Origin of the sequence: Pseudomonas putida, assembly GCF_001941965.1 — a bacterium.
Classification (GTDB): Bacteria; Pseudomonadota; Gammaproteobacteria; order Pseudomonadales; family Pseudomonadaceae; genus Aquipseudomonas; species Aquipseudomonas putida_L.
In genome coordinates, this window is sequence record NZ_MKZO01000058.1 from 1 (window position 1) to 20,045 (window position 20,045).

The 20,045-nt window shown below is 59.5% G+C and carries 19 protein-coding genes and 1 pseudogene; 10 read left to right on the forward strand and 10 right to left on the reverse strand.

Features of this window, described 5'->3' with window-relative positions; translation table 11 throughout:
* Positions 1–128: 128 nt before the first annotated feature.
* The 3 genes and pseudogenes from PSEMO_RS25670 to PSEMO_RS33175 form a co-directional block, all read left to right on the forward strand.
* A pseudogene (locus PSEMO_RS25670) lies at positions 129–236 on the forward strand (hemerythrin domain-containing protein); the annotation flags it as partial.
* 75 nt (positions 237–311) lie between these two features.
* Positions 312–560 carry a hypothetical protein gene (locus tag PSEMO_RS33925; RefSeq protein WP_075805759.1) on the forward strand — a complete coding sequence of 83 codons (249 nt, stop codon included), beginning with the start codon at positions 312–314 and terminating at the stop codon, positions 558–560.
* A 275-nt stretch (positions 561–835) separates the two neighbouring features.
* Positions 836–2,083 (forward strand): hypothetical protein, encoded by a 1,248-nt coding sequence (locus PSEMO_RS33175; RefSeq protein ID WP_144443621.1) that lies wholly within the window; start codon positions 836–838, stop codon positions 2,081–2,083.
* A gap of 198 nt (positions 2,084–2,281) precedes the next feature.
* On the opposite strand, the gene PSEMO_RS25680 is transcribed toward PSEMO_RS33175, so the two are convergent.
* Together PSEMO_RS25680 and PSEMO_RS25685 are read right to left on the reverse strand one after the other, a co-directional pair.
* Positions 2,282–3,541 carry a hypothetical protein gene (locus PSEMO_RS25680; protein WP_075805760.1) on the reverse strand — a complete coding sequence of 420 codons (1,260 nt, stop codon included), beginning with the start codon at positions 3,539–3,541 and terminating at the stop codon, positions 2,282–2,284.
* A gap of 3 nt (positions 3,542–3,544) precedes the next feature.
* Positions 3,545–4,678: a nucleoid-associated protein gene (locus tag PSEMO_RS25685; RefSeq protein ID WP_075805761.1), complete on the reverse strand. Its 1,134-nt coding sequence runs from the start codon at positions 4,676–4,678 to the stop codon at positions 3,545–3,547.
* Positions 4,679–4,943: 265 nt separating this feature from the next.
* On the opposite strand from PSEMO_RS25685, the gene PSEMO_RS25690 reads away from it, so the two are divergent.
* The 7 genes from PSEMO_RS25690 (at position 4,944) to PSEMO_RS25720 (ending at position 11,653) form a co-directional block, all read left to right on the forward strand.
* A complete protein-coding gene (locus tag PSEMO_RS25690; RefSeq protein WP_075805762.1) occupies positions 4,944–5,687 on the forward strand; it encodes a hypothetical protein in 744 nt (247 codons plus the stop codon).
* Between the two features lie 365 nt (positions 5,688–6,052).
* The gene (locus PSEMO_RS25695) at positions 6,053–7,027 is read left to right on the forward strand and encodes an alpha/beta hydrolase (protein ID WP_178392061.1); all 975 of its coding nucleotides are present in this window, start codon (positions 6,053–6,055) and stop codon (positions 7,025–7,027) included.
* A 139-nt stretch (positions 7,028–7,166) separates the two neighbouring features.
* On the forward strand, positions 7,167–7,889 hold the full coding sequence (locus tag PSEMO_RS25700; RefSeq protein ID WP_075805763.1) for a pirin family protein: 723 nt from the start codon (positions 7,167–7,169) through the stop codon (positions 7,887–7,889).
* Positions 7,890–7,968: 79 nt separating this feature from the next.
* Entirely contained in the window at positions 7,969–9,576 is a 1,608-nt protein-coding gene (locus tag PSEMO_RS25705; protein ID WP_075805764.1) for an MFS transporter, read from the forward strand.
* A 263-nt stretch (positions 9,577–9,839) separates the two neighbouring features.
* On the forward strand, positions 9,840–10,484 hold the full coding sequence (locus PSEMO_RS25710) for a hydrolase (protein ID WP_075805765.1): 645 nt from the start codon (positions 9,840–9,842) through the stop codon (positions 10,482–10,484).
* 78 nt (positions 10,485–10,562) lie between these two features.
* Positions 10,563–11,186, forward strand: coding sequence for a DedA family protein (locus tag PSEMO_RS25715; protein WP_075805766.1), 624 nt, complete (start codon positions 10,563–10,565; stop codon positions 11,184–11,186).
* 35 nt (positions 11,187–11,221) lie between these two features.
* Positions 11,222–11,653 (forward strand): DoxX family protein, encoded by a 432-nt coding sequence (locus PSEMO_RS25720; RefSeq protein WP_075805767.1) that lies wholly within the window; start codon positions 11,222–11,224, stop codon positions 11,651–11,653.
* A 303-nt stretch (positions 11,654–11,956) separates the two neighbouring features.
* Here the strand turns inward: PSEMO_RS25720 and PSEMO_RS25725 are convergent, their stop codons facing one another.
* Genes PSEMO_RS25725 through trbE form a run of 8 tightly spaced genes read right to left on the reverse strand, consistent with a single transcriptional unit; the run spans position 11,957 to position 20,036 of the window.
* Entirely contained in the window at positions 11,957–12,199 is a 243-nt protein-coding gene (locus PSEMO_RS25725) for a DUF2274 domain-containing protein (RefSeq protein ID WP_008786880.1), read from the reverse strand.
* Positions 12,196–13,470: a TrbI/VirB10 family protein gene (locus PSEMO_RS25730; protein ID WP_008786881.1), complete on the reverse strand. Its 1,275-nt coding sequence runs from the start codon at positions 13,468–13,470 to the stop codon at positions 12,196–12,198. The genes PSEMO_RS25725 and PSEMO_RS25730 overlap by 4 nt, the downstream gene beginning before the upstream one ends.
* A 2-nt stretch (positions 13,471–13,472) precedes the next feature.
* Positions 13,473–14,471: a P-type conjugative transfer protein TrbG gene (gene trbG / locus PSEMO_RS25735; RefSeq protein WP_008786882.1), complete on the reverse strand. Its 999-nt coding sequence runs from the start codon at positions 14,469–14,471 to the stop codon at positions 13,473–13,475.
* Positions 14,468–15,172, reverse strand: coding sequence for a conjugal transfer protein TrbF (gene trbF / locus PSEMO_RS25740; protein ID WP_008786883.1), 705 nt, complete (start codon positions 15,170–15,172; stop codon positions 14,468–14,470). The genes trbG and trbF overlap by 4 nt, the downstream gene beginning before the upstream one ends.
* Positions 15,173–15,196: 24 nt before the next feature.
* A complete protein-coding gene (trbL, locus tag PSEMO_RS25745) occupies positions 15,197–16,567 on the reverse strand; it encodes a P-type conjugative transfer protein TrbL (protein WP_021221531.1) in 1,371 nt (456 codons plus the stop codon).
* Positions 16,564–16,848 (reverse strand): hypothetical protein, encoded by a 285-nt coding sequence (locus PSEMO_RS25750; RefSeq protein ID WP_008786757.1) that lies wholly within the window; start codon positions 16,846–16,848, stop codon positions 16,564–16,566. The genes trbL and PSEMO_RS25750 overlap by 4 nt, the downstream gene beginning before the upstream one ends.
* A 12-nt stretch (positions 16,849–16,860) precedes the next feature.
* Positions 16,861–17,586: a P-type conjugative transfer protein TrbJ gene (trbJ, locus tag PSEMO_RS25755; protein WP_008786756.1), complete on the reverse strand. Its 726-nt coding sequence runs from the start codon at positions 17,584–17,586 to the stop codon at positions 16,861–16,863.
* Entirely contained in the window at positions 17,583–20,036 is a 2,454-nt protein-coding gene (gene trbE / locus PSEMO_RS25760; RefSeq protein WP_008786755.1) for a conjugal transfer protein TrbE, read from the reverse strand. Before trbE ends, trbJ begins: the two co-directional genes overlap by 4 nt.
* Positions 20,037–20,045: the final 9 nt, after the last annotated feature.

The following is a 20,045-nucleotide window of genomic DNA, read 5'->3' on the forward strand; positions in this document are numbered from 1 at the left end:
TCAAGCCAGGGTTTGGCTGGCGGTGTCAAGCGATGCGGTATAGGTAGTCAAAAGGGCTTCTCCCATGCACTGATTTGAGCGCTAATTATATGATATTTATGGATAATTTCCAAAGTTGATGACATTGGCTCTTCCCTACCGCCAAGAAGTTGTTGGGCAAAAAAGCTCTTGAGGAACTGGGCCGAGTCATGGAGGCGCAGAAGAAGCTGCTCAAGGGTGAGCAACGAGCTGCCTGACACAGCATGGCCTGCTGGCCCGCACCGGGCCGGCAGGCGCTTCTTGTTAAAACCGAAACAGCGATTAAGTAGGGCATGACTTATTGGATTGGGTTTCTTGAATGGCCAGCCATGGTGATGACGGTGCTGGCAGCGTGGTGCATAGGCTCACGTCGCCCAGGAAGGAGGAAGGTCGGCTTCTGCTGTTTTGTTGTCAGCAACGTGCTTTGGAGTGTTTGGGGATGGCAGGCAGAAGCCTGGGCTCTGATCATATTGCAGCTCTGTCTGTGCGCTATGAATCTGCGAGGATGGAGACAAAGCATCCAGTTGCAGAGCTGCGAATGACCTTTTAATGTAAAATCAACGACAGCAACCACAACTCTTCTAGGTTGGCCTCACTATGAGGCGGGGAAGTGTCTACGAAACACAAGGCGATTCACAGAGGCGTTTGAGCGTCGTTCCCAATGCTAGGGAGGAGAAACTTTATAGGTATCCCGGATATCTCGTTAGGTATGGAGATCCAGAAAACCATATCTTGAAATTTTGGGTTGAGGTAAAGCCAACCTGATTTAAGATTATATGTGTAATTTATCTTTTGATGTTGTTAGGGAAGACACTGTATGTTAAGTATAGAGCGGCACTTTCATCCTATAGGTCAGGGTGGTTTTTTTTCTGAGCACCATAAGTTCAGTTCCGGAAAAGAATTCATAATCGTCTATGACTGTGGAGTTGCAAATAATCGAGGTAGTGCAGACGATGTGGTTAGAACTGACCTGCTGGATGGGATTGAAGTTGATGTATTGTTTATATCTCACTTTGATTATGACCATGTTTGTAAGCTGAAGGTTTTAGCTGCGCATGTGGGCAAAATAAAAAATGTATTTATGCCGTTGCTAAGAAAGGATGAAAAAATCCGTCTGACTAACCTGTTCAGAGCATCAGGCTTCAACGTGCTTAATTTGATTAACTCACCTAAAAAATTCTTTGGCAGCGCTACCAAGATTTTCAATGTGGCCCCAAGTGGTCCACGGGAAGGAGAGGGTGATGGCCCTCTAAATGAGGAAGCAGTACCACTCGACTCTCTTTCTCCAATCGAAAGTATACCTAGCGGTTTAAAGATCAGTCTCCCGATTGGTGCAGCTCCACTCGATCATGATTGGGTGTTTATTCCGTACAATTATGAGTCTGCTAATAATTTGGCAGTGCTTGAGGCTGAGCTTACAATGGCCGGTATCAGCACTCACCTGATAAAAACCGAACCTAGATATACTCTGGATAAGGCTATAGTTAATCGTAAGCAAATTAAGGATTTATATAGCAGGCTTCCTGGTGGCATAAATCTTAACTCTATGATTGTGTACTCAGGCCCGGAGAAATGCGAGTCAAGATTAAGGCTGAGGATTAATATGCAAGGTGGTATTGAATTACATAGGCTACCTTATCTGAACTCTCACGCCGGACTGGTTACTCAGATGTTTCCTGTTTGGGGGGCGTACCGTCCGAACAAGAGTGATCTTGTAAGTCTTGATTTCTTCTTCGATTACGAGTTTGAAGATTTGTTCAAGCTGCCGGGTTGCATTTACACTGGAGATGTTGATTTTAACCAGGTTGACATTCCACATGTGTTTAAAGAGGTTTGGGGTCAGGTTGGTACACTGCAAATCCCTCATCACGGTGCAGCGCCGTGCTTCGATGCATCTATACTAAAGGGACGTAGGTTAATTTGCCCTATAGCTGTTGGCACAAAATATATTCAGAACTATGTCCACCCTGCCAAGTCAGTAATCGATGACATCATATTGAACGGGTGTGTGCCGGTTTTTGTTACAGAGCTAAACCCAGAGTTCTTGCAAGTTATTTCGGTATAAGTGTTGTTGGGGCTCCTCTCGCAAAAATTATATTGAAGTGGAATTAAGGTCTTCTGAGCAGTTGGATGCCCCATTCGTGAGAGATGGTGTTTATATCTTGGGGTTGGAGTTTTTGGTTAAATCCTATATGGTTGATAAATAGTTGTGAGAATTGCTTTGCGCTGATTTCGAAGTGCTTGGTTAGAGTGATTATATCTATTATGGTATTATAAGCATAGGATCTATATTTGATTCTGAAATTATTTTTATTAGTGACGCTAGGACGATTGCTCCAGTAGAATCCCAATATTTATTTAGCAAGACCAAAGTCGCGCTAACGGCCGGTAGCAAGGACAGGGTTTTCAGGAGCCAGAAAGTTCTTCTCAGTGAACATCCCTGTTTCTCCACTTGGGTGATAGTTATTCTAAGGAGCTTCTGTAACTTTGGTGGGTATGTTTTTATTTTGTCTTTGAAGTCATCAAATACAACATTGAAGCTGTGTAGCAAGCGATTGGTCTGTAGATTCTGATTGTGCAAAATCGCGAGAAGTACTATCGAGACCACTATCAATCCCATTGTGACGACACCTGCCTCAAATGGTGAGTCACTTTTGTTCAAGGCAATCAAGCCAGCAAATGAGATTGGTAACGCCAACATTTTCCCTGCGATATCTCCAAGCACTCCACTTAGCTTAGTACCGTAGTCAATCTCTGCTTGGGCAAGCTCTCGGCGCACTTTCTCGAAAGAGAAGCTATATACATAGGTTTGTAGGTTGGCTCGGTAATTAGATAGAACCTCACTCCACTCTCTGACCAGTACTAGAAAAAGATACGGATCTGTTTCGTGTTTTTCGATGACACTAGCTATGGCCATTCGAATCATCAATTTTCTTTCAGAAAGATGCGCTCTATTCTCATTTTTCCTATTTAGAATTTCCTCGAGCAAGCTCATGTGGCGAAGCTCGTGACCGAGCAAATTTTCATTCACTTGTGTAGGGAGCAAAAAGGTCTTAGGAGGCTTTGCACCATCCGGTGGGAGAGCAAAAAACAGGTTGTATGAATCTGGGCTACTGTCCCGATCTACTCCAATTGCCAGCATTGAAAGCAGCTCTATCAGACGGCAAATTCGTTTCAGCTCTTTAATTTTTTCCGGTTCTACCGCATCAAAGTCTGCCCAGCTTAATTCGCAGACATAAATGTTCTTTGGGAACAATCCTTTTCCAAGTGAGCTAGTGCGCGATAGCTCTCGTATGTCCGAGTAGAATCTTCCAAGCTCATTCGAGGGGACTCGAAACTCAATTTCAGTTACGCCATCGTTCTCCTCTAGGTGTTGAATTTTTCCATACTCTGCCTGTAAATCCCTACAGGCATGGAGCGCCGCTGTGATTGCGGGCGTCGGGGCCCCCTCAAAGTAAGCTACGCCATCTTTTATAGCTGGCGCACCCATCGCACGGTATAGAGCCACGACATTCGCAAACATTTATCATCCAACCCTAGCCTTCAACTCTTTGTCGATGACATCAATCAGCTCTTGGCTGATGTTCGACAGAATTAGCTTCTTTCTTGCCTCATCGTAATAAACGTCAGCTGCTGGCTCTTTCCCAAGCGCCCCCCGTTCAAACTGGACCGACCAACTGGATGCATCACCCTTGATGCGGGTTTTTTCTTTAAGAGACCTGGGATTGACAGTGAAGTCTTCAGGGACACGATGCTTCTCATCGTTCAGGTAATCCTTCAGTCCCGCGATCTCATCAACGAGCTCGGCAGGTACCTGCTGAGCAGCCGCATGGCAGATTGCGTCGAGTCTGGCGGACTTGCCGTCAGCAAGGCGGTCTTGAAGGTACTTAACTACGGCTTCCTTCGCCTTGTAGGCGTATGGCTTCAGCTCTTTCTTGTCACGGAAGAAGCGACCGACATAGTCGATAGCGTTTTTGGTAGCTCTGCCGGATGCAACGCCCTTGGCACAACCCAGTGCGGAGATGAAATAGTCCGATGCTTGGCTATCCCTTCCTCGGCTGATGAAGCACAGGTAGGTTGAGTCAACCTCTTCTGCTTCTCCATTATTAGCGGCTTGATCCACAGCTGCAGCTTGTGCCGCCAACTCTGTCACATTTAGGAAGCTGCCCAGGTTGATCCTCGCCGCCTGTTGGACAGTTTTCAAATCGACTTCTTGGATTTCTTTCGGAACATAGTTCTCGTCGAGCTGAATGCCTCCTCGCTCTTTGATGCTCGCCACGAGAAAGAAATCATCATTCCCCGATGTGTATTGGGCGCAGAGCACATGGCCTCCAGTTGCCAGCGTACGTGTGCCTGCTTGTTCGACCAATTGGTCCATGGCCAAATGAGTGAGCGCTACAAACTGGTGCTCATCATCACGGGCGTCGATGAACGCACCGAATCGTTCTGGGAACGGCCCTTGACGCCCATCGTTAGCGAACTGCCCGTAGACCACGCTGTTGCCCTCTTTGCCAATGAGGCCATTGATACCGTCGACCAAGAGCTTAAGAGCTGGGTTTTCCGTGCTCAATACGACGTCTTTCTTGACCACGTCGGATACGAACTCGGTATAAGCCAATTTTTTGAAGCTATGGATGATGGCGGTTTTTAGCGTAATCACGGGTCGACTTCCATTTCAGTAGTGTCAAAGTGAGATTACGAAAATCACTCCTCGCTCTGCAAACGCCTTGTTCGTTTCCCTGACCGAAGGAGAAAGCGAGCGTCACTCTTGGGGTACTGTATGTGCATACAGTTAACCTGTCTAGCGGGCTTTTCGCGAAAGCTGGGTCTTCGGTACAGTGCTTTGATTCACAGGTTTGGAGTGGCCCGGGCGCGTTCAAGGGTATAGATATTCAAAGCCAATGCCCCATCGGAGGATGACACCCATGCTGGAAACTGCAGGAACGGCCGCAATTCAGGCGATAGTTAAAGCACTGATTGATCGAATGCTCACCGGTAAGCCCTCCGCACCAGCGGCGCCGGAATCGCAAAGTTACGCTGTGGATGTTGGCCGCCGCATCCGTATTTTGCGGCAGGATCTGCTGGGGCTGAGTATGCGCCAGATGTGTGAGGTGGTTGGTTTGTCTGAGGTATCGCAGCTGGAAGCCTTTGAGGCCGGCGCGCAGGAGTTTCCTTTACAGCTCACGCGCGAGCTGGAAGCGAGGTTCTTCCTTAACCCTGATTTTCTCGACGGCGGCACCGCGTCAGTTTTCAGGTCATTTAGCGTGGACACACCCACCTGTGCCCAGTATTTGGCACAGGGGTTTTCGCCTGTAGTGATCTGCAATCCATCCGAGCGGGGAGATTTGTATAGCTACATTACCTTTGAGCGCGAGGCTGGAGACTATCGACAAATTCACGTAGGCAATCTGTTGTGCTCGTTCAGTTCTAACGGCGGTGGCAGGCTGAACCTTCAGTACCTTATTCATGCCTTGGAAGGCGTGGGGCTTCCAGGCTCAGCGGTCAAGATCTACCGGGTGTCGTCGCGCGCCTGGGAGGCCGCACGATTTGACTGTTACCAATTGAAGACGGCAGATGTTCACCTCCGCAGCTCGGATTGGGAATGCATGGAGATCTGGGGACAGTGGTGCGAGGAGTCCGGAGTCCGTGCTCACAGTTGGCTGATGTGAGTGCTGAAGGCGACCATCTTTACGCTGGTGAGCGTCTAAATTCACCCCCAAAGCTGGTCGCTTCGATAGGCAAAATTCCTATATTTATCAATAGGATAATCGTATAAAACAGTCTTTATTGTTTGTTGCCTCGCTGCAAGAGTGGAATTTTGCTGGCTGTGACAACTTTACCGAATTGTCCGAGGACCCCAGAGCCCTCGGAATACAGGGTCCTGAGATGACAGACTTTATTGTCGGAGATCATCGATCTAGGTTGTCACAAGCCGCTGCGATGACAGGATGTCAGGGCAGCGGCTTTCTTGTTTATAAGGTACATAACTCTCTTACTGATCGTTGTGACAGCTCTCCAGGACTACGAGGTCACCATGACACACACCGGCAAGGACGCAGCGTTGGCTGTCGAACACCAACTGCTCGCGGTCAACGACATCACCCTCAGCATCTACAGCGCTGGTCCTGCTGACGGCCGCCCGCTCTGGCTGCTGCATGGATTTCCCGAATGCTGGTATTCATGGCGACACCAGATTGAGCCGTTGGCGCGCTGTGGCTACCGTGTGCTCGTACCTGAGATGCGCGGTTACGGCCAGAGCAGCGCCCCGAGCGAACCTGAAGCCTATGACCTGATTACCTTGTGCGGTGATATCCAGGCGGCCATGGATGCTTTTGGTCACACCGAGGTCGGGGTGATCAGTCATGACTGGGGAGCGGGGCTGGCCTGGTACCTGGCACTGCTGGAGCCGCAACGGATCAAGGCGCTGGTGACCATGTCGGTGCCTTTCGGAGGGCGCCCCAAGCGCTCCGCTATCGAGATCATGCGCGAGGCGTATGCGGACCGCTTCAACTACATCGTCTATTTCCAGGAAGTCGGTGTTGCCGAATCGGAGCTGGACGCAGACATCTCCCGCAGTCTTCAGCTATTGCTCGGCGGGAAAGGGGAAATGTTCCTGCAGGACAAACCGGCCGACGCCCGCCTGTTCGACGGAATGCCAGAGCCGCACGGCTTGCCCGACTGGTGCACAAAAGAAGAGCTCAGTGTCTACCAGAACACGCTGTCCCGAGGTTTTCGCGGCCCGCTGAACTGGTATCGGAACTTCACTCGCACTTGGCAGCGCACGGAAGCACTGGCCGGCCAGTCAATCGTCCCGCCGACACTTTTCCTGCTGGGCGATCAAGATCCGGTTGGCAAGCTGGAAAGCCACACGCTCAAGCGAATGAACCAAGTGGTTCCCAGGTTGGAACAGCATGTGTTGGAGAACTGTGGTCACTGGATTCAAAACGAGCGACCAGAGGAAGTGAATGCGCTGCTTGAGGACTTCCTTGGTCGTTACTACAAGGCCTGAGCAAAATCAGAATCTGCGCCATCCTGATTGTCACTTTTGGGGATACAGTAAGTCAGTTTAAGGCATATTTTTGCCTTTCAAAATTGACAGTAAAGTTGATTCATCACATCGAGGCAGCAACACCTCAAGGAGAAGAATCATGATCACTGTCCGTAACGCTGAAGAACGTGGCCGCGCCAATCATGGCTGGTTGAAGTCCGCTCATACCTTTTCGTTCGCCGATTACTACGACCCTCAAGAACGCGGTTTTTCCGACCTTCTGGTCATCAACGATGACCGGGTGATCGCCGGCAAAGGCTTCGGCCAGCATCCTCATCGTGACATGGAGATTTTCTCCTATGTCCTCGAAGGCGCCCTCGAGCACAAGGACACCCTGGGCACCGGTTCGGTCATCAAGCCAGGCGATGTGCAGTTGATGAGCGCAGGTAGCGGGGTGGCTCACAGTGAGTTCAACCACAGCAAGGCGCAGCCGGTCCACTTCCTGCAGATCTGGATCGTGCCCAATGTCCGTGGCGCCACTCCCCGTTATCAGCAACAGCATTTCAGCAACGATGAAAAGCGCGGCAAGCTGCGGCTGATCATTTCTCCCGATGGCAAGCAGGGCTCGCTGAAGGTTCGTCAGGACGCACGGGTTTATGCAGGCCTTTTCGACGGCGAAGAGCAAGCGACCCTGACGCTGCCAGGCAACCGCCATGCCTACGTACACGTAGCGCGTGGAAGCATCGAGCTGAACGGCCAACTGCTGCGTGAAGGCGACGGTGTGCGGATGAGAAAGGAGCAGGTGATCGAGCTCTCCAACGGCCGTGATGCCGAGGTGCTGGTGTTCGACCTGCGACCTAACGAACTGCCGCGCATGCCTTGATGGCTGCAACTCGCCCACTGTCCTGCCCCTCTTCGAAGAGGGGCAAGGCTATCGACCTGAACCTCAAGGCCGCAATCATATGAGCACACCAACATCCGGCGCCTGGAGCCCCTTGCGCAACACCACCTTCCGCATGTTGTGGATCGCCACTATCGCTTCCAACATCGGCACCTGGATGCACGAGGTCGGCGCCGGCTGGTTGATGACCACGCTTTCCGCCAATCCCCTGCACGTTGCCCTGATTCAGGTAGCGGGTTCGCTTCCCATGTTTTTCCTGGCGCTACCGGCCGGTGCCGCGGCTGACATCGTGGACAAGCGGCGCTACCTGCTGCTCGTGCAACTGTGGATGTCCGCCGTTGCGGTGACGTTGGCAGGCCTCACACTGCTGGGATTGATGAACGTCCCTCTGCTGCTGGTGCTGACCCTGGCGTTGGGCATCGGTACAGCCCTGATGATGCCGGCCTGGAGTGCCCTTACGCCTGAGCTTGTTGGCAAGCAGGACCTGTCGAATGCGGTTGCCATCTCGAGCGTCGGGATCAACGTCTCCCGTGCAATCGGCCCTGCCTTGGCCGGTGTCGTGGTGAGCCTGGTCGGCCCGTGGCTGACATTCGCACTCAACGCGGTTTCGTTTGCCGGTGTGATCGTGGTGCTGTTCATGTGGAAGCGAGAGGTGAAGGAACCACTGCTCCCTGCCGAGCGCTTCATCGGTGCCATGCGCACCGGGTTGCGCTTCGCCCGGAGTTCCAAGCCGCTCCAGGCTGTACTGGTTCGTGCACTGGCCTTCTTTCTGTTTGCCAGCGCGGGTACCTCATTGCTGCCACTGATCGTGAAGGGCGAGATGCAGGGGACCGCAGCCGACTTCGGGTTGCTGCTCGCCGCAATCGGTATCGGCGCCGTCGGTGGCGCAACGCTGTTGCCGAAACTGCGTGAGCGGGTCAGTCGCGATCGTCTGGTGATGATCGCCAGCCTGGTTTACGCCGTGTTCCTGCTGGTGCTGGCCTCGGTTCGCAATTTCCATGTGCTGATGCCGGCGATGCTGATCAGCGGCGCCGCCTGGATCGCGGTGCTCTCCAATATGCAGGTGGCCGCCCAGACCTCCGTGCCGGCGTGGGTCCGCGCTCGGGCGCTGTCGGTGTACATCCTGGTCTTCTTCGGCTCCATGGCGGGTGGTGGCCTGCTGTGGGGTACCGTCGCCAGCCATGCCTCGATCACCCTGAGCCTGTTGTTGGCGGCGGGCGGTCTTGCCCTGGCGACGCTGGTGACCTGCAAGGTGACGCTGCCTGAAACCGAAGCCGAAGAGCTTGCCCCTTCGCTGCACTGGCCAACACCGATGATCAGCGATGAGCTGGATCAGGAGCGCGGCCCTGTGATGGTCACCGTCGAGTATCACGTCGACCCTGCTCGAGCAGAGGCGTTCACCCAGGCTGCTCGCGACCTGGAAGCCATGCGCAAGCGCAACGGTGCCTTGTCCTGGGGCTTGATGCAGGACAGCTCGGAGCCGACGTTGTGGCAGGAGTTTTTCTTCGAAGAGTCCTGGCTGGAACACCTGCGTCATCACCATCGGGTTACCCGTGGCGAGTTGAAAATCGAAGCGCGGGTGCGCAAATTCCAGACCGAAGGTGTACCGGTGAAAATCCGTCATCTGTTGGCTGAAGCACACAAGCATCAGCGGCCTGGCAGTCATTGAACTGCGGCAGTCCGCGATACAGTCGAACACCAGAAGGGGCCATTGCGGCCCCTTCTTTTTTTGCTGGACGACCCTGTCGCTGACGGTTTGAAGCGGCACTTTCCACTGTCACCAAAATAGGGACAATCTTTCCACTTTCAGCCTAATTGTCTCGATCAATCATCAGCTTCAGAATGGCCCCCATACCGCAGACAACGCCAACGGCCAAGCGCGGGACACCTTTGAAACCCAACGCTTTCAACCCTTCTGAAGAGATCAAGACCATGTCCAAACGTGAACTGCTGAACCCGACCAACTCCGCCCTGATCCTGATCGACCACCAGCCGCAGATGGCTTTCGGCGTCCAGTCGATCGACCGCCAGACCCTGAAGAACAACACCGTTGGCCTGGCCAAGGCGGCGAAAATCTTCGACGTACCGACCATTTACACCTCGGTCGAAACCGAGAGTTTCAGCGGCTACATCTGGCCGGAGCTGTTGGCCGTCAACCCGGGCGCCCAGCCGATCGAGCGCACCTCGATGAACAGCTGGGAAGACGCCAGGTTGGTGGAAGCGGTGAACGCCACCGGTCGCAAGAAACTGATCATGGCGGCCCTGTGGACCGAGGTCTGCCTGACCTTCCCGGCGCTGGAAGCGATGGAAGCCGGCTACGAGGTGTACATCGTCACCGACGCCTCGGGCGGTACCACCCAGGAAGCCCATGACATGTCGGTGCAGCGCATGATCCAGGCCGGCGCAATCCCGGTGACCTGGCAGCAGGTCCTGCTCGAGTACCAGCGCGACTGGGCTCACAAGGACACCTACCAGGCCGTGATGGACCTGGTCCTGGAACACAGCGGTGCCTACGGCATGGGCGTCGATTACGCCTACACCATGGTGCACAAGGCCCCTCAACGTAAGGTGTCCTGACCGCCGGACGTGAACCGCCAGCCTGAGCCGAGTCAGTGCTCAGGCTGATTAGCGATCGAGCCCACAGGAGGTGCCGCCATGAGTCCGGTCGAGAACTTCGCAGTCGATCACCCGCTGGTACTGCTCGGCCTGAACGTGTTCGGCGATCAGATCGGCCTGCCAATTCCGTCCTACCCTTCGCTTGTTCTTGCGGGCGCATTCGCCAGCAAGCATGGATCACCTGATCCCGGCCTCGTGGTCTTGCTGGCGCTGGTGGTTTGCCTCTTTGCTGACAGCGTTTGGTACCTCATGGGCGCCCGCTTCGGTGAGGCCCTGACACGCTGGATTTGCCGAGTCTCTCCGAGGACGGGCACGGCCTTTGTGCAGGGCCGCAAGGCCTATCTGCGGTATGGGCCGGTGGTGCTGGTGTTCGCCAAATTCATCCCCGGAGCGGGAGCGGTCTCCACGCTGCTGGCCGGACAAATGGCCATGCCCAAAGCGCACTTCGTGGCCTACAGCCTTCTGGGCTCGCTGCTCTGGTCCAGTAGTGCGCTCGTGCTCGGGGCCGGCTTCGGCGGACCGATCCTGCACGCCTTCGACACCCTGCAGGATTACCTGGTACTCGGACTGGGATTCATCGGTATCGCCGTGTTGACGCTTGTGGCGTTCAGAGCCGCGCTCTCGGCGTTGAAGCAGGCGATGCGGCGTCCGATCACCAAGTAACGGTTTTTTACCCTCTGCAAACAAGGATTCGTGACATGACTACTTCTGAGGTTCAAGGCAGGCCAAAGACCCTGGCTGATATTTCACTGTCATTGGGCTTGCTGTTTTTAAGGGTGTCGGCCGCTGTGCTGCTGCTCCAGATCCACGGCCTTCCTAAGCTGCTCAACTGGAGTACGGAGCTTCAGCGGATCGAAGATCCATTTGGCCTGGGGGCGAACTTGACGCTGGCAATGGCGGTTTTCGCTGAAGTTATTTGTCCGGTGTTGCTGATCCTGGGGGTGTTCGCCCGACTGGCTTGCCTGCCGGTGCTCGCAGTGCTCGGGGTTGCCCTGGTGGTGGTCCATCCGGAATGGTCCTTGGAACAGGCCCAGTTCGCCTGGCTGTTCACTGTGCTTTATGCGGGACTTGCGATGACCGGTCCAGGCGCCTGGGCTATCAAGGTGCCTGCGTTTTTCCAACGTTTCTGAGAAACAAAAAAGTTCTGGTGTCAAGTCCTTTGTGCAAATCACGCAGGACTTGAAACCGTATATGGGACAGTAGGTTAGCTCTTTTCTCGGCCACTTTGGCGCGGTGTGGCTTCGTGGGCTAGGAGCCACATAGGAGCGTTGGGAGAGAAAGCCACATCGCACTGTGTCGTGCTGGATTGCCGAGGGACGGCGGGCTTGTCTTGTCATCATAGCCCAGGCGGCTCTTGGCGGCATCCAGAATGAAGAACGCGCAGCCTTGGGCTGCGCGTTCGATGGATGTTGCTGGGCAGGCTTCGAGGGCCATCACGTCGGCTTGGACGGCACGCTCCGCGTCGTGGTGCCCTTCCTGAATCCCCGATCCCCCGCCATGAACGCCTCCAGCATGTGCGGGATCAACTTCTCGGCATCGACGGCCTCGCCATACGCCTGCGCGTGCAGCGCGGCGTAGCGGTCGAGGTCGGCTTTCAAGCTGGCCGGGCAGGCAAAGGTCAGCTTGACGCTCTCGGTCTTGGGCAGCGGCCCTAGCCGCAGTTTCTTCGTGTTCATTGGGAAGCTCCCCGGTTGAAGAACAGCGGCTGGCACGGCCGCAGCACCAGATCCCGGTTCACGATGACGCGAACCGGCAGGCCCGGCCTAATGGTCAGCGTCGGCTGGATGTCCATGTTGCGCCGGGTGATCTCCTGACCCACCTGATTGATGCTGTCCTGGGCGCTGTCGCGCCCCGCGATGACGATGCGGTTGCCGTCCTGGCGGTTCTCTGGCGCGGCCAACTCGGCGCCTACGCCCAGCAGCGTCGTCAGCACGGCGCCCGCGACGATGCGATTCCAATGCCAGTCCACGTCGTCTTCCAGGCCGGCGTAGCCGGCTGGATCGGTGCCGACAAGGTTGTCGAGCGTCAGCGAGGACGTATCGGGCAGGATGACCCGGTTCCACACCACCTGCACGCGGCTCTGCCCGTAGCTGACCTGGCTGTTGTATTTACCCAGGATGCGCGACCCCTGCGGGATCAACAGGAACTTGCCCGTGGCCGAGTCATAGACCGGCTCCGTCACCGTGGCGATCACGTCGCCTGGCAAGTCCGACTTGATGCCCGTCACCAGCGCGCCCGCAATCACCGTTCCGGCCATGACCTGATACGGCGAGGCCGGCATTTTCAGGTTTCCGGAATTGCGGGTTTCCATAGAGCCGCCTTTCAGGAACGCCTCTTTCTGGTCTTGCCGGTTTTGCACAGCTGTCGGATCGGCAGGCTGGGGCGCCGCCGAGGCCGGCCCAGCCGCGAGCGGGTCGAAGGCCGCGAGCGTGTTGGCAGCACCAGGCACACCCGGCGGCGCCACCGTGGCCGTGGCGGCGGCCTGGCCCTGGCCGCCCGAGCGGAAAAACACCGACGAAGCCGCTGCGGCTTCCGCCTCCTTGCGCAAGGCGTCGTTGGGATCGTGGCCGGGGGCCGCGTAAGCGGCCACGGCGGACTGCTGCGAGTTCACGATGGCCGGGCCAAGATCGCCCGGCAGTGGCGGCCCCAGCTCGGGCACCTTCGGCGGCAGCTTCGAGTAGTCGGACGGCAGGCCGTCCAGCCCTTCGGACTTCGAGACGCGATCGACGTTGTAAAGCTCGGTCTGCTCGCCCGCGCCGCGCCGGTGCGGTTGCAATGACCAGATCGTGGCCCCGAGCACGGCGACCGACAGGCCGCCGACGAGGACGGCCAGCGTGCGCCGGTTCAACCGGGTCACGGCACGCGGCTGGGCGCGAAGCGCCACCGCCTCGGGCGCGACCTTGCCTGCCTGCCGCGTGGCGAGGTCGGGGGTATCGTCCTGGCTCATGGTCAGTTCCTCCGTGCCACGCCATCCGTGCGCTCGATCCGCACCACGTCGCCCTTGTCACCGCCCAGGCGCAACTCTGCCGCGCCAAACAGGCGATCCACGATGTAGTACGGCGAACGGAAGCGGTAGTTCACCAGTTGCCCGTCGCCTTCCGGCCCGATCACGAACAGCGGCGGCAGTTCGCCTTGCGCGATGCCGGCGGGGAACTGGATATAGACCTTCTGCCCGTCGTCGAAAGCGCGCAGCGGCTTCCACGACGGATTGCTGCCGCCGATCGCGTAGCGAAAGCGCAGGTTCTCCAGCGACAGGCCGCTATCCACCGGCGCGGCGGCGCTGGCCGCTTGCGCCTGGCGCTGCAAGGCCAGCATCCGGTCGCGCGGGTACTCCCAGGACACCGACGCCATCCACGTCTTTTCCGTGGAAGTCAGTTCCAGCAGGTACGTCCTCCGGCTGGTGATGATGACCAGATTGGTCTTGAGGCCCGAGCGGATCGGCTTGACCAGCACGTTGACGCGCAAGTCGGCACCGCTGCCGCTGGACGTGTCGCCCACGATCCAGCGCACGGTATCGCCGGCGGCCACCGTCACCAGCTCCTCGCCCGGCTGCAAGGCAACCATCGTCACCCGGCCCACGGCCGCATAGACCTGATACAGCGCGCCATCGGTGAAGGGCCACACCTGAATCGCGTTGACGTAGCCCTCGCGCGTGGGCGCGACACGCGCCTCGGCATTGGCGCGTGAAACGCGCACCTTCTCGTCGGCCGGCTCGGGCGTGGGCTTGGCGTCCTCGGCCTCGGGTGCCGGCATCAACTGCGCCGGCATCGGCAGCACCTCGGGCACGGCCACAACCTCCACGGGCGCGGGCGGCTCCGGCATCGGCTGGGCCTGCACCGGCACCGGCTCATCGAGCGAGATGGTCGGCGGCGGCTTGCCTTGCGTGGCGCAGCCCGCCAGGGCAACAAGCATCAACGGCAAAGCGTAAAAGCGGAAAGACAGGTTCATGGTTTTGCTCCTTCGGAAGAATCCAGCTCGCGGCTCCAGGAAAGGCCGTTGACGTAGATGCCCAGCGGGTTCTTGCGCAGGCGTTCTTCGGTGCGCGGCGGCTGGAGCACGATGGACACCACGGCCGTCCACCGTTCCAGGCCCGCAGCAGCGCCGTTGACGTAGCGGCGTTCCGTCCAGCGCACGTTGAAAGACGTGTCGCTGGCACGCACGACGCTGGTGATCTGCACCGTCACCGACTCCTTTCCGATGCGCGCGAACGGGTCGTTGACCCGCGCGTAGTCGTTGAGCACGGCCGCGCCTTTGTCGGTCGTGTAGTCGTAGGCGTCCAGCCAGTTCTGGCGGACGACGATGGGGTCGATGGACAGCGAGCGCACCAGCGTCACGAAGCGCGCGATGTGGTGCGCCGTCTGCGCATCGTTGGGCCGGTACGGCGTGGCGGCTTCGCCCACGGCGCGCACCTGGCCCGCGTTGTCCACCTCCACGACGTAGGGCGTGACGATGGATTGCGCCGAGCGCCACACCAGTCCGCCGGCCATCAGCAGCGCGAGCGTGAGGCAGCCGAAGGCCATGAATCGCCAGTTCTTGGCCTGGACGCGGGCCGAGCCGATACGGTCGTCCCACACCTGGCCGGCGGTTTGGTACGGCGTGGCAGGCTGCGGCGTGTCGGCGTAGCGCACCTGCGGTTTCTTGAATCGCATGGTCAGTTCTCCTTGTGAATCGCGTCAGTCGTCGGAGCCGCGCAGGCTCGGGCCTTGCCCGGAGCCGCCGCCGTCGCCACCGCGCAGCGCGTGGGCAGCGGTGGTCGCGGCGTGGGTGAGCTGCTGGCGGCGATGCAGCCGCTTGGCCCAAGCGGGCTGCTCGGGCGCCTGTGCAGCGGCAGCGCCTGCCGGCGCTTCGCTGGTGGCGGCCTGGCCGGCTGACGCGCCAGCGTCGCCGTTCCAGCCCGCGCGGAACGGTGCGGCCATGCGCTGCCCGGCAGCGGAAGCGCGGGATGCGGCAGCGCGTCCGGCAGACTGCGCGCCGGTCTTGGCGACGTTGCCCAAGCCCGCCATCGCGCCTTTGGCACCGCCGCCGGCGGCAGCGGAACCCGCCTGGAACGCCGACTTCGCGCTGCCAGCCGCCGACGTGGCGGCACGCGCGCCGCTGCCGGCCAGCTTGGCGGCAGCCGGGGCCATGCGCGCGCCAGCGGCCACCGCGCCGCCCACGCCCGTCGCGGCAGCACCGACAGCCACTGCCGTTCCGGCCGCGCCGACGGCGGCACCGGCCATCGCGCCCGCGCCGAGCTGGGGCGCGCCGGACACAAGGCCCGTGGCGATGCCGGGGCCGAAGATCCCGAGCGCGAGCAAGGTGAGCGAGGCCAGCATGATGACCAGCGCGTGGTCGATGTTCGGCTCGGCGGGGTGGACTTGGAACTGCGCGAACAGGCCCGAGCCGATGCCGACGATCACAGCCAGCACCAGCACTTTGATGCCAGCGGCCACGACGTTGCCCAGCACCTTCTCGGCGAGAAAGCTGGTCTTGTTCCACAGCGCGAACGGCACCAGCACGAACCCGGCGAGCGTGGTCAGCTTGAACTCGATCAGCGTGATGAAAAGCTGGATCGCCAGCACGAAGAAGCACAGCACCACGACCAGCCACGCGAGGAACATCACCACGATGGGATCGAGATTGGCGAACACCTCGGGGAAGCCCGCCATCTCGCCGATCTGCTCCAGAATCGGCGCCCCGGCGTCGATGCCGGTCTTGGCGAGCCGGCCCGGCTGCAAGAAGTTCTCCATCGTGATGGCCGAGCCGGTGGCGGTGATGCCCAGCCCCGCGAACGAGCGGAACACGATGCTGGCCAGCCAGTTGAAGTTGTTGAGGATGTAGGCGAAGGCACCGACGTAGAGCACCTTGCGCAGCAGCTTGGCGATCACGTCATCGCCTTGGCCGGTGGCGTGGCTCATGGCCCAATACAGCCCGGCGATCGTCATGTCGATGACGATCAGCGTGGCCGTGAGGAACGCCACTTCGCCGCGCAGCAGCCCGAAACCCGAGTCGATGTAGGTGGCGAAGGTGTTGAGGAACTGGTCGATGATGGTCACGTCATTCATGGCGTGCCCTCCGGTTCCTCGAAGCTGGGCGGGATCGGCGGCAGGTCGGCCAGCGTCTGGTATTCATCCGGCCCGGCCTCGCCGGAAAAGAAGCGCCGCCGGAAGGCTTCGGCGGCGGCGCGGCAAGCGTCCTCGCCCGTGGCCTGCCGGTCGGCCGCGCATTGCGCGCGCAATGCCTTGAGCCGCACGCGATCGGCGGCCAGGGCATCGGCGAGGTTGTCGGCCGGCTGCTCGCCGCAAGCGGCCAGCAGCACGGCACCAAGGACGAGGACGCATCGCATGGCGGCCTCCTGTCAGTCGCGGTAGAAGTTGACGGACTGCGGCGTGTACGGCGTGCCTTCCCCGAGGAAGCGCCGCCGCACTTCGCGGGCGCGCTCGGTGGCCGCCGCCTGCCGCGCCAGTTCCAGCGAGGCGGCCCGGTCTTGCGTGATCTGGAGCCGCTGCGACTGGATCGACTGCTTGGCCTGCAAGGCGAGCAACTGGTTCATGGCCTGCATCGCCTGCAACGCGCCTTGCGCCGACTGGCTCTTGCCGACCAGATCGGCCAGCACGCTTTCGTCTTCGCCCAGGTTCTGCGACACCTGCGCCTGCATCTGCATGGTGGTCTGCAAGCCGCCCAGCGTGTTCTTCCACCGCTCCTGGGCGTCGCGGTACATCTGGTCGCCGCTGACGGTGGCGGCGTACTGCTCCGGGTACAGGCGGGCAAACTCCCGATCCAGATTCGTCACGTCGTAGGCCAAGCCTCGGGCCTGGGCGATCAGCCGCTCGGTCGTCGCCAGGTTGGCGCGCAACTGGCCGACCACGCTGGATGGAAGGCTGGCGAGGTTGCGCGCCTGGTTCATCAGCATTTGCGCTTCGTTCTGGAGCTGGCGAATCTGGTTGTTGATCTGCTCCAGCGTGCGGATCGCGGTCATCGTGTTCTGCACGAGGTTGGTGGGGTCGATCACGACCCATTGCGCATGGGCAGTGGCGGTGCAAAGCATGGCCGCGATGGCAGCGGCGACAAGGCGCTTCTTCATGGCAGGATCTCCTGTGGTTGGTCAGCGAGGGAATCCGGCGCGAGGCCGGGGAACGAGGGCAGCAGGTCAGCCGCCCAATCGAGGCCGCGATGGCGCAGCCAGGCACCCGCGAAGCCGGGCGTGCCGGCGTCCAGCAGCACGCGGTCTATGTCGCGCTGGTCTTGCGGCGTGGAAGCGCCCGCGAAGGCCAGCGTCGCCGCCCCCAGGTCGAGGTCGAACAGGCGGTTGCCGAGGCGGGATTGGTAGTAGTAGTCGCGCTTGGGTTGCGCGGTGGCGACGATCTCGATCTGGCGCGAGTTCAACCCGAAGCCCTCGTAGATCGTGCGAATCTGCGGCTCGGTCGCCTGCGGGTTCGGCAGGAAGATGCGGCTTGCGCAGCTCTCGATGATTGCGGGCGCGATGCTCGAATCCTTAATGTCCGCGAGCGACTGCGTGGCGAAGATCACCGACACGTTTTTCTTGCGCAGCGTCTTGAGCCACTGGCGGATGCGCGCGGCAAACACCGGGTCATCCAGGAACAGCCACGCTTCATCGAGGATCAGCATCGTGGGCGCACCGTCAAAGCGTTCGTCAAAGCGCGCAAAGAGGTAATGCAGCACGGCCATGACGGCGGCCTTGCTGTGCATCAGCTCCTCCATCTCGAAACCCTGCACGTCCGCCATGCCCAGCCGGTCGTGGTCGGCATCCAGCAGCTTGCCGTGCGCGCCGCCCAGCACATAGGGCGCGAGCGCCTGGCGCAGCGCGTTCGATTGCAGCAGCACCGACAGGCCGGTCATCGTGCGCTGCTCGACGGGCGCACCGGCCAAGCTGCCCAGCGCCGACCAGATGGCGGCTTTCTCGTCCGGGCCGACTGCTACGCCTTCATGCAGCAAACGGCCTTCGATCCATTCGGCGGCCCAGGTGCGGTAGCCTTCGCGGTCAATGCGGGCGAGCGGCTGGAAGGCGATTTCGCCGTCCGTGCCCAAGTCGTAGTGCTCGCCGCCAAGCCCGAGGATCGTGGCGCGCATCGAACGCCCCATATCGAACGCGAAGATGCGCGAGCCGAGGTAGCGGCGGAACTGCATCGCCAGCGTGGCGAGCAGCACTGACTTGCCCATGCCCGTCGGGCCGGCCACCAGCATGTGGCCCACGTCGCCATCGTGCGTGACCAAGCGAAACGGTGTGGCGCCATCGGTGCGCGTCACGATGAGAGGCGGGCCGTCCAGATGCGCGTTGCGCTCGGGGCCGGCCCACACGGCCGACACCGGCATCATGTGCGCCAGGTTCAGCGTCGAGACGATCGGCTGGCGCACGTTGGCATAGGCGTTGCCGGGGAGCGAGGACAGCCACGCATCCACGGCATTGAGCGTTTCGGAGATGGTCACGAAGCCCCGGCCCTGGATGACGCGCTCCACCATGCGCAGCTTCTCGTCGGCTGCGGCCGGGTCGGCATCGAGCACCGTCACCGTGGCGGTGAGGTAGCCGAAGGCGACTTGATCACTGCCCAGCTCCTGCAACGCGGCATCGGCATCGGTCGCCTTGTTCGAGGCATCCGTGTCCACCAGCGGCGACTCCTGTTGGAAGATCGTTTCGCGCAGCAGCGCGATGACGTTCTTGCGCTTGGCGAACCACTGGCGGCGCAGGCGGGCGAGGTCTTTTTCCGCCTCGGATTTGTCCATGCAGAGGAAGCGCGTACTCCAGCGATACGCAAATCCGAGGCGGTTGAGGTCGTCCAGAATCCCCGGCCAGGTCGAGGTCGGAAAGCCCCGCACCGACACCACGCGCAGGTGCCGGTCGCCCAGCATGGGGGCCAGGCCGCCAACCAGCGGCGAGTCGGCCAGCAGCGCGTCGATGTGGAAAGGCACCTCGGGCACACCGACGCGATAGCGTCGCGTCGAGATGGTCGCGTGCAGGTAGGTCAGGGTCTGCGCGTCATCGAGCCAGGCAATTTCCGGCATGACGCCATCGAGCTGGTCAAAGACCCGATCCGTTTCCGCGACGAAGGCTTGCAGCCGCTCGCGCCAGTCCACGCCATTCGTCGGCGTGTTCTCGTAGAGCATCTTGGCGGCACGAGCGCGCGATTCTTCAGGCGGCAGGTACACCAGCGTCAAGTGATAGCCGCTCTCGAAGTGATGGCCGGTGTCCTCGAAGGCCGAGCGGCGTTCTTCGTCCACCAGCCACGACAGCGCCTCCGGAAACTCTGAGTGCGGGTAGTCCGCGGCGGCGCTGCGTTCGGCCTCGATGAACAGCGCCCAGCCCGATCCCAGCCGGCGCAGCGCATTGTTCAAGCGGGCCGACGTGGCGATCAGCTCGCCTTGCGTGGCACTGTCGAGGTCAGGCCCGCGAAACCGGGCCGTGCGCTGGAAACTGCCGTCCTTGTTCAAGACGACACCCGGCGCGACGAGCCCGGCCCACGGCAGCCAATCGGCGAGCAAGGCCGGGCGCTGGCGGTATTCGGCGAGGTTCAGCATGGCGGCGTC

Excerpts from the sequence above, each read along its gene's own strand:
- PSEMO_RS33925 (WP_075805759.1), top strand. The coding sequence starts at position 312 with ATGACTTATTGGATTGGGTTTCTTGAATGGCCAGCCATGGTGATGACG.
- PSEMO_RS33175 (WP_144443621.1), top strand. The coding sequence starts at position 836 with ATGTTAAGTATAGAGCGGCACTTTCATCCTATAGGTCAGGGTGGTTTT.
- PSEMO_RS25680 (WP_075805760.1), bottom strand. The coding sequence starts at position 3,541 with ATGTTTGCGAATGTCGTGGCTCTATACCGTGCGATGGGTGCGCCAGCT.
- PSEMO_RS25690 (WP_075805762.1), top strand. The coding sequence starts at position 4,944 with ATGCTGGAAACTGCAGGAACGGCCGCAATTCAGGCGATAGTTAAAGCA.
- PSEMO_RS25695 (WP_178392061.1), top strand. The coding sequence starts at position 6,053 with ATGACACACACCGGCAAGGACGCAGCGTTGGCTGTCGAACACCAACTG.
- PSEMO_RS25700 (WP_075805763.1), top strand. The coding sequence starts at position 7,167 with ATGATCACTGTCCGTAACGCTGAAGAACGTGGCCGCGCCAATCATGGC.
- PSEMO_RS25705 (WP_075805764.1), top strand. The coding sequence starts at position 7,969 with ATGAGCACACCAACATCCGGCGCCTGGAGCCCCTTGCGCAACACCACC.
- PSEMO_RS25710 (WP_075805765.1), top strand. The coding sequence starts at position 9,840 with ATGTCCAAACGTGAACTGCTGAACCCGACCAACTCCGCCCTGATCCTG.
- PSEMO_RS25715 (WP_075805766.1), top strand. The coding sequence starts at position 10,563 with ATGAGTCCGGTCGAGAACTTCGCAGTCGATCACCCGCTGGTACTGCTC.
- PSEMO_RS25720 (WP_075805767.1), top strand. The coding sequence starts at position 11,222 with ATGACTACTTCTGAGGTTCAAGGCAGGCCAAAGACCCTGGCTGATATT.
- PSEMO_RS25725 (WP_008786880.1), bottom strand. The coding sequence starts at position 12,199 with ATGAACACGAAGAAACTGCGGCTAGGGCCGCTGCCCAAGACCGAGAGC.
- PSEMO_RS25730 (WP_008786881.1), bottom strand. The coding sequence starts at position 13,470 with ATGAGCCAGGACGATACCCCCGACCTCGCCACGCGGCAGGCAGGCAAG.
- trbG (WP_008786882.1), bottom strand. The coding sequence starts at position 14,471 with ATGAACCTGTCTTTCCGCTTTTACGCTTTGCCGTTGATGCTTGTTGCC.
- trbF (WP_008786883.1), bottom strand. The coding sequence starts at position 15,172 with ATGCGATTCAAGAAACCGCAGGTGCGCTACGCCGACACGCCGCAGCCT.
- trbL (WP_021221531.1), bottom strand. The coding sequence starts at position 16,567 with ATGAATGACGTGACCATCATCGACCAGTTCCTCAACACCTTCGCCACC.
- PSEMO_RS25750 (WP_008786757.1), bottom strand. The coding sequence starts at position 16,848 with ATGCGATGCGTCCTCGTCCTTGGTGCCGTGCTGCTGGCCGCTTGCGGC.
- trbJ (WP_008786756.1), bottom strand. The coding sequence starts at position 17,586 with ATGAAGAAGCGCCTTGTCGCCGCTGCCATCGCGGCCATGCTTTGCACC.
- trbE (WP_008786755.1), bottom strand. The coding sequence starts at position 20,036 with ATGCTGAACCTCGCCGAATACCGCCAGCGCCCGGCCTTGCTCGCCGAT.